Annotated in this window: 8 protein-coding genes; 2 read left to right on the top strand and 6 right to left on the bottom strand. The window is 40.5% G+C overall.

Features of this window, described 5'->3' with window-relative positions:
• On the top strand, positions 1–245 hold a 245-nt coding region (locus J8X26_RS25540; RefSeq protein WP_208952379.1), incomplete at its 5' end, for a hypothetical protein.
• Entirely contained in the window at positions 242–571 is a 330-nt protein-coding gene (locus J8X26_RS25535) for a hypothetical protein (protein ID WP_208952378.1), read from the top strand. The genes J8X26_RS25540 and J8X26_RS25535, both read left to right, overlap by 4 nt.
• A gap of 144 nt (positions 572–715) precedes the next feature.
• Here the strand turns inward: J8X26_RS25535 and J8X26_RS25530 are convergent, their stop codons facing one another.
• The 6 genes from J8X26_RS25530 to J8X26_RS28115 all read right to left on the bottom strand — a co-directional run bounded on the left by J8X26_RS25530 (position 716) and on the right by J8X26_RS28115 (position 7,557).
• Positions 716–1,930 (bottom strand): MFS transporter, encoded by a 1,215-nt coding sequence (locus J8X26_RS25530; protein WP_208952377.1) that lies wholly within the window; start codon positions 1,928–1,930, stop codon positions 716–718.
• 36 nt (positions 1,931–1,966) lie between these two features.
• Positions 1,967–3,367 (bottom strand): coproporphyrinogen-III oxidase family protein, encoded by a 1,401-nt coding sequence (locus tag J8X26_RS25525; protein WP_208952376.1) that lies wholly within the window; start codon positions 3,365–3,367, stop codon positions 1,967–1,969.
• The gene (gene speD, locus J8X26_RS25520; protein ID WP_208952375.1) at positions 3,354–3,776 is read right to left on the bottom strand and encodes an adenosylmethionine decarboxylase; all 423 of its coding nucleotides are present in this window, start codon (positions 3,774–3,776) and stop codon (positions 3,354–3,356) included. Before speD ends, J8X26_RS25525 begins: the two co-directional genes overlap by 14 nt.
• Positions 3,777–5,005: 1,229 nt before the next feature.
• Positions 5,006–5,524 (bottom strand): hypothetical protein, encoded by a 519-nt coding sequence (locus J8X26_RS25515; RefSeq protein ID WP_208952374.1) that lies wholly within the window; start codon positions 5,522–5,524, stop codon positions 5,006–5,008.
• A 142-nt stretch (positions 5,525–5,666) separates the two neighbouring features.
• The gene (locus tag J8X26_RS25510) at positions 5,667–7,049 is read right to left on the bottom strand and encodes an RES domain-containing protein (protein WP_208952373.1); all 1,383 of its coding nucleotides are present in this window, start codon (positions 7,047–7,049) and stop codon (positions 5,667–5,669) included.
• Positions 7,050–7,098: 49 nt separating this feature from the next.
• Complete coding sequence (locus J8X26_RS28115; protein WP_208952372.1) at positions 7,099–7,557, bottom strand: TraX family protein; 459 nt, start codon at positions 7,555–7,557, stop codon at positions 7,099–7,101.
• Positions 7,558–7,581: the final 24 nt, after the last annotated feature.

The raw sequence follows: 7,581 nt of genomic DNA, 5'->3' as shown, positions 1-7,581 counted from the left end.
TTGGGGCGAGGGCCAAGCTCTCTCCGCTTCATGCGATGGTAGCTAACCACCACATGCTTATTACATACAAGGACGGGGGGCTGACTGGGGATATTCGGGTCACAGACCGGCTGCGCCGGGCGTACGGCGACGTTTGGCTACAGAGCTATGCGGAACAGCGTTTGTCGCCTTCATGCGCTTTGCGCATAAAAAATAAAGTCTGCCCAGCAGTGGCCGATATATCTATTTTTACGGGGATTATATGATGATTAAAAAAATTTCTTTCTGTGTATTTCCATTGCTGTTCATAAGCACATTTGCAAATGCTGAACAGACAACAAATCAGTGGCAATTAGTAAATGGGTCAGATAGCAAAGACTTCCAGATTATCTGCTTTACTGATCAAAAGCGTACACTATATATTCGCAGAGACAATGGAAATAATGAGTATCAAGTTGCACGAGATATCAACTTCCAAACACAGTCTAACAACACAACAATTCTCCGTTTTAAACGCGGATTTGTTTCAGCTGATAAGGATATGACGTACATTCCGTCTGCGAATGAGCATTGTGAAATCACCGAACAATAATTTTACGTAAATGGGGTCCGCTTGGAGAAGGTAAAATAGCCCACGCGGAGGCTTTACGAAAACTGGAGTGAGATTTATAAAAAATCAAACGGCGCGAACGTCTGAAAGCTCAGCGCCGATGATCTTATAGCGGATGCATAGGGGCTATTTCGGAGACTCTCCGCGCCCCATGTTGCGGAGCATCAGCATGGCGGAGAGTGATATCAGCGAGGCCATTATGATGAACGACGCGAACACTCCACCAAGCGCAAAGAAGCCATAAATCAGCCCTGATGCGGCCTCACCCGTGTTGGCCAGCGTGGAAAATAGGCCAAAATTCTTTCCGATATCATTTTTTCCCGATAGCGCCTGGATCAGGCTGACAATCGAAATATCGACAAAGGCTCCGCAGCCGCCTAAGAGGAAAGAAATACCGTACGAGAGAGAGATGGAAAGATTAATTGTGCAGGCCAAAAGAATAAATACTGCGCCATATACCATCCACCATTTCATCAGCGCGGATGGAGATCTGATCACCGAAAATTTGGCGTAGAGCAGACTACCGACCACGGTTCCGGACGCAAGCGCAGCAAACATATAGCTGACCTCAACCTCTGCCCCTCCTTTGAAAATCACAAATGCAGGCAGCACGTACCTCAGCAGAGAGGCGGTAAAGAGAATGCACAATGCTGAACCGATAATCGAAGCGAAAAGATCCCTCGAGTGCCCGCGTAAAAACTGTATGTTCGCCCAGGTATCTTTAAAAATAGACGCTACTGAAAAGGCAGGGCGAAGGCTTCCCTCCGCCTTAGCCTGCGTGAGCATTAACAATGCGGCCATAGAGACCACGTAGGTCAGTGAGTCGAATATCAGGACGCCCTGCTTCCCCACTGAAACGAGCAGCAGCGAACAGAGCAGCGGGCCCGCAATAGAGGCGACTTGATCGATCATCTGAAAGGAGCTATTGATACGAATTAGCGTATTTTCACGGAAAAGTTTGGGCACGCAGGACTGAAAGCTGGGTTGAAAGATGCTTCTGCCCACAGTAATAATCAACGTACAGATGATCATCGAGACCAGGTTAAGCGCACCGTATTCATACAGAAACAGGAGTGACACTGAGGCAACAAACCTTAGTAATTCACTGTAGAACATTGTATTTTTTAAGGGGTAGCGGTCGGCTAACCAACCGCCAATGGGTCCAAAAAAAATAAATGGGACAAACCGAAAAAAGTACACGATGCCGATCAGGAGATAGTTGTCGCGAAGGAGTTCTATCACGATCAGGGCAAAAACCACCTCATGGGCATAGTCCCCCGTCTTGGAGATAGCCAGAGAGGAGGAGAGCGCCAAATAGTTTTTATTGATTTTCGCTTTCATTGAACCGTCGTTTTCTAGTAGATAAAAGTGTGTCACCTATTGCGCAGTAGTAAAAATTAACTCTTTTTTAGAAATAAATTTACCAGGCGTGCTGAGCTGTTTGTGGATATAACTTTTCATAATGTCTTTATCAGCATCCGGCATCAGATAATACATAATGTTGGTATACCAGTACCAACCCTTTTTGGTCAAACGGAAAAACTCCATATCTTCGGTAATGAGACCTTCATTTTTAAGTTCTGCGATCCTCTCCATCAAACTTCCAGGTATGGTTTCCATACGTACCTTTGATTTTTCTAAACTAGCGAAATAAGCCAGATGTAGAATCAAAGGCTTCATTTCATCCATATATGAAGGATGCTGGCTGATAGTGCAACTGACTTCACCATTTTCAATTGCATTAATATACTTTTCCCGACCTGAGGTATTAGTAACAGCATGTTCGCGTAACGATGATGCCGCGTTAACCCCAAAACCATGTAGGTCATGATCTGCATAACCGTATACGTGTTCATGATAAATAAACTTATAATCTCTTGTCACTACGTCAGAGGTGATGTTATTACACCGAACATAACCGTGTCCGTTATGTGGCATAAATCCTCGGCTTCTCATATAGGCGTCGATGAGAATATTCATGGTGAATTTTCGAGTCGCGGAAGTCACTCCTAAATTCGTGTCTTTTATATGCTTATGCAGTTTAGGCTGGGTGGAGACATTATTGATAGGATAAATATCGATGTTGGTGGTGCCCAGCGCGATCGCCTGTTCAAGATCAGAAATAATGTCCTCTTCATCCTGCCCGTTCATGCCATAGATGATGTCAAAGGAGACGTGCGGAAAAGCAGCATTCAATGCACGGGCGGCGTACTGTATCTGGTCCATCGTGGAGGTCAGGTTAAATAGCTTTCGCCATAAAGGACTGAAGGTCTGCAGGCCAAACCTGGGATGAGTCACACCAATGTCTTGCAAGGCACTGATTTTATCGTCATTTAGGCTTTTTACTTCGATTTCAAAGGAAAACTCCTCCAGCTTTGAAAGATCAAAATGGCGGTGTATTGCAGCCCCAATGGCACGGATGTTTTCTGCGGATAAAATCGAAGGCGTTCCGCCACCAAAAAAAATCGCGCGAACGGGAACAGCATGATAGTCAATCATTTGCGCCTTTATTTCGATTTCTTTTATTAAGGCCTTGGTATAACGGTTTACGTCGTTGTGGTCTTTATATCCCCCACGGGTAAAATGACAAAAGCTACAAATAGTTTCGCAAAAGGGGATGTGAAAATATAGCGCGCGAGATCGAATATTTTCATTGGAAGCAGAGTATGTCTGTCGAAGTGTTTTTGTAGTGATGTTTTTATGTTGGTTAGGAAAAAAATAATTGTAAATAGGAAACTGATAGTCGAAGCACATAAGGCCATTTTTAGTGAGTTTCATTACGATTATCCTCAAGAACCACCGCCGGCGATGTGAAAAAAGGGTTAGCTTTTGCTAAAAATGTACTTCCCCGTTCAATATAACGCGCTCTGAATTTTGTGGTGTTTTTGAAAATGGCCTCTATATCCCGGCTTAAATTTACAGCATCCTTCCCGCAGGTATATAAATCAATGCTGATATAACCTGTTTCGGGGTAAGTGTGAAATGAAAGATGAGATTCAGAGAGAAGAAATACCCCCGTTACTCCTTCCCCGCCACTTTGGAATTTATAAACCAACCTGCCAATGATGTGAAAATGGGAAAGTTGCAGTATTTTCTCAAAAGAATGAGTTAACAATTTCTCATCTTTAAGGAATTCAACATCCTTTGATAGGATATCTATCAGATAGTGATGTCCGGTATCATCCATATTTACCTCCGCTGAAATAAAAAAATGAAAGGGCAAAAAAAATTGCCCTTTCATTCTATTTTTTACCAGTCAGAATCATTGAAGTCGTAGTTGTCTACGATATCCATTGATTTTTCTACGTAAAACAGATCGATAGCACTTTCCATATCAGTGTCCTCAATAAATTTTAACGGAGTGGATCAGATGTCAGCTGACAATTTAACTTATAAGTCAAAAAAATGTTATGAGTTTGCTAAATGAGAGAAAATGTGATCTGTATCACATAGTATTTACTTATCTTTTGCAAGGTTTTGTTATAACTGAATGAATTTATTAACAAATATAAATTTTCTTAATTTTCATGTTAACTCATGCTTATGAGAAATAAATGCGCTCATATCATAGAAAAAATGTGATTGTTAAAAAATAATTATCATTGGTTACGCCTTATTTACGGTACATAGCGCAGCACAGTAAAACAGCGTGTCTGCCTTTAATCCACCCGGCAGTAACCATATCTCAAATGGTTAATGGATATCGTCATGGACGCGCTGGCCACGTCTATTCGATATAACGTTGCGTATTTCTCAGTTATCGAACCGGGCTGATATCAGCTGGAAAATTGTAAAAGGGTCTAAATGCAAACGGTGCGAAAATGTAAGATAAGAAATATTTTTTATAAAACTCACTATCAAGAATTTTATGTCAAAAAAAACATGTCCTGAGTAAAACTGAAATTAATCCTAATAGGGGTTGTAAGCGGGAACCCGCCAAAATTTTGCGGCCACGAATTTCTCTGTACGTAAGAGGGTGGTTTAACGGACATTCCATAGCTGCATAAATCCAGGCTGGAAGCTAATGCATATCGTCTCATTTGATTGGTACGGTTTAATTCTCAATAATATTGAAAAAAAAGGAGGTCATTGTACACTTCAAGTGGGTCTTCCAACTAATTCGAAGTTTATGCTGCTATGGTTAACACCTGCAATCCAGGGAGTATTTCAGTTATATATACCGGTATTTAGACAATGCGAAGCGGAAATTATCATTAAATTTAATGATGTTAGAGTTGTCAGCAAGTGCTAAGATAGATTTAATATCAGTGCATCGTATAGCTTCTGATAGAGGCAGAGTGGTAGGTACGGGGCGTAACTGCCACTCTGTCGGATAAACATGACTTTAGTATACGACTACCGTGATTATGTTGTCGTATTTTTCGTAAATCAGAAGGAAAAATGAATTAAACACCATTATGGATATAAATCGGATTTTGGCAATTTACAAATATTACGAAGTATCTCTATCAACTCTTCAACTGAATTGACAATACCATAATAAAGATCGTATCGATGACCGAAATATTCAGAATTCTCCGGAGGAGAATAGTGAATTTCATAAAATCTTTCAAGCCACCTATCAATTTCTTTCAATCGTGATGGGATTTCCCTTATACGAAATTGTAGATCCGGAGGTAGCGATTCCCATTTGCCCTGGACGTCACCCAAGGAAAAGTCTTCTACGTGGGTCGTCACTATGTCTTCTTGCTGCCCGTTTACCATTGTTGGTGTACCGTTATCATCACCCGCTTCTCTACACTGATAACGAAGTTCAATCAGACGTATAATCAGCTCACCGCCTATAAACTGCATATCTCGAAAGCGAGCTTTATTCCCACTATGGGACTCCCTCCAAAGGGTAAAACATTGTGTTGCCGCACCACCAGCTATAGCACCAAGCGCGCCTAAGATAGTGGGTATATAATCAGTCATCTCATAATACTCGATAATGTTAAAATTCATCTCTTACATAGGTTTGTATGCCTTCTGATAGAGATATCTTTGTTGAACTATTTTTTTACTATAAATATCTCAGCTTAGTACTGCTGGGACAAATTTCCAAAAAAATAATATTTCAAAAATCAATCATATCCTGGTTTTCAGAGTTTTTATCAACAGGGAGAGACAGCTCAATTTCTTTTTCAAAGGTTTGATAAGAAACACCCTGGATATGATAATATGTTAATCCGCTTGAGATAAGTTCTAGTGAAATTAATTTATTAGATGAAGGGAAGTGATGCTGATTTTTTTGAATCTTGTCATCTTTAATCAAATGAATTGTTGGGTTGAATTTAGAATCACTCCATGCAACCTGTTTAAGAAGATTTACTTTATATGTGCGCTCATCCAACCCTGAATCTAAAACTCTAGAGGATTTACTGAAAAGAACCACATTGTATCCATCTTCTTTTTTACGTTGGCGCGTTTTATTTGCCTTTTTTATCTGTGTTGAACGAAAACTAATTCCATCGAGTTGATATTTTTTAGACACACTGAGATATTCAGCAATTGCTTGTGTAATAAGATATTCATTGTCTTGCTGCTTTCCGAATACGGGTATTGTCATTTTACGGGAAAATTTCTTCAAAAACCCTGTTTTTTCATGACTCTTAATAGTCGAAGGGTTAAATATACTTTCTTTACTAAAAACTAATGAATCCAATTCTGAAATATCCAATATTCTTAATGCCCTCTGTGGCGCGAATGGAGCAACTACAACGTGGCTTCCAACAGGTGGGCGTACTTCTGAAATAGCAACATTAGGCGTTGTCGCACCATAGAAAACAGCGATTCCTTGCGCATTCATTCGTCCAGCTCGAGCCTGTTCAGCAGGAGGAGGTCCGAAGTTCCGTTCTGGATGTCTTAACGCATCATTAACCTGATCCCAACTTTCAAAGACCCTAGCTCGATAAAGAAAAACATCACCATCAATAGTTTTGATGGGAGACTTTGAGTTTTCTATGCGGAAATCATCCAGATCAGAGAATAGGTCGTCCAAAAAATCCTTTACAGAATCATTAAAAAAACGAGCTTCTTCGCTAAGCGATGCTTTCACTTTTTTCCAAGCATGATCTAATTTATTTATTGAAAACTCTCGCCTAGAGTATATATACCCATCGTTATATCTAGCAGGGTCATAATCTGTATGCCAATTATAGTCTTCACATAGTAATTCATAAATATCATCAGCGATTTTTTCATCAACAATTAACTCTTCACCTATAAGCACCTTGGCAGAACGGCTTCCATCCATACTAGAATAGCCGTCATCATCTTCAGGTTGAAAGTAGCTTTCAAAGACTTGGTGCACGATTTCAGTAACTTTAGATAAAGGAATATTCTTAAGCCTTTTTTTGCAATAATTACACGGCCCTGTTACTTTCCCATGTTTTTTAACAATGTTCTTTACGTATTTCTCACCAATGCATTGATGGCATGCAGCCTTTTCTATGTCCATATATATCCTGATTTTTTTCTGAGTTGTAATTTAGTATGTATTAATTTTTTCAATTATGCATGTGCATTGAAACTACTCCTAATACCATCAAATGCCCGGAGTACAGCCAGTAAAAAGTTTGCCGCGGTAAGAAGCGTTTCCCTGTTGCTTTCGCGTTATCAGTTAAAGTGAGCATGAATAGCGGTAAAAACAGCGTGGGCAAAATGGCGAAAGCGACCACTTCAATTATTGGCGCAGTCATCAATGAAGCAGCATTTAAACTGATCAGTGATAAAACCCAAAGTAATAGAACTACCTTGTGTGGTGTGATGCTGGCTAACATCAGAACTGAGATCAACACAAAGGCAATGCCCCCTAACCCATAACTGGCCAGTGAGAGTGGCCACGCGAAAATGGCGATAAGCAGAATGCTTTTTATCCAGCAATACCGCGTCCTGGGATAGATCCATGCGACCAGTTGGGCCCAGTGGGAGCGAAGCTGAAAAATGCGACATCTATTACAACTCATTGTTATAACTTAATTTTAGTCATA

The organism is Rahnella sp. ChDrAdgB13, assembly GCF_017655185.1.
GTDB lineage: Bacteria > Pseudomonadota > Gammaproteobacteria > Enterobacterales > Enterobacteriaceae > Rahnella > Rahnella contaminans.
The sequence above is the reverse complement of the archived record's forward strand: the minus strand, read 5'-3'. Positions and strand labels throughout refer to the sequence as shown.

Bases quoted from the DNA above. Each gene is read 5' to 3' on its own strand.
- J8X26_RS28115 (WP_208952372.1), bottom strand. From the start codon at position 7,557: ATGAGTTGTAATAGATGTCGCATTTTTCAGCTTCGCTCCCACTGGGCC.
- J8X26_RS25515 (WP_208952374.1), bottom strand. From the start codon at position 5,524: ATGACTGATTATATACCCACTATCTTAGGCGCGCTTGGTGCTATAGCT.
- J8X26_RS25510 (WP_208952373.1), bottom strand. From the start codon at position 7,049: ATGGACATAGAAAAGGCTGCATGCCATCAATGCATTGGTGAGAAATAC.
- J8X26_RS25525 (WP_208952376.1), bottom strand. From the start codon at position 3,367: ATGAAACTCACTAAAAATGGCCTTATGTGCTTCGACTATCAGTTTCCT.
- J8X26_RS25535 (WP_208952378.1), top strand. From the start codon at position 242: ATGATGATTAAAAAAATTTCTTTCTGTGTATTTCCATTGCTGTTCATA.
- speD (WP_208952375.1), bottom strand. From the start codon at position 3,776: ATGGATGATACCGGACATCACTATCTGATAGATATCCTATCAAAGGAT.
- J8X26_RS25530 (WP_208952377.1), bottom strand. From the start codon at position 1,930: ATGAAAGCGAAAATCAATAAAAACTATTTGGCGCTCTCCTCCTCTCTG.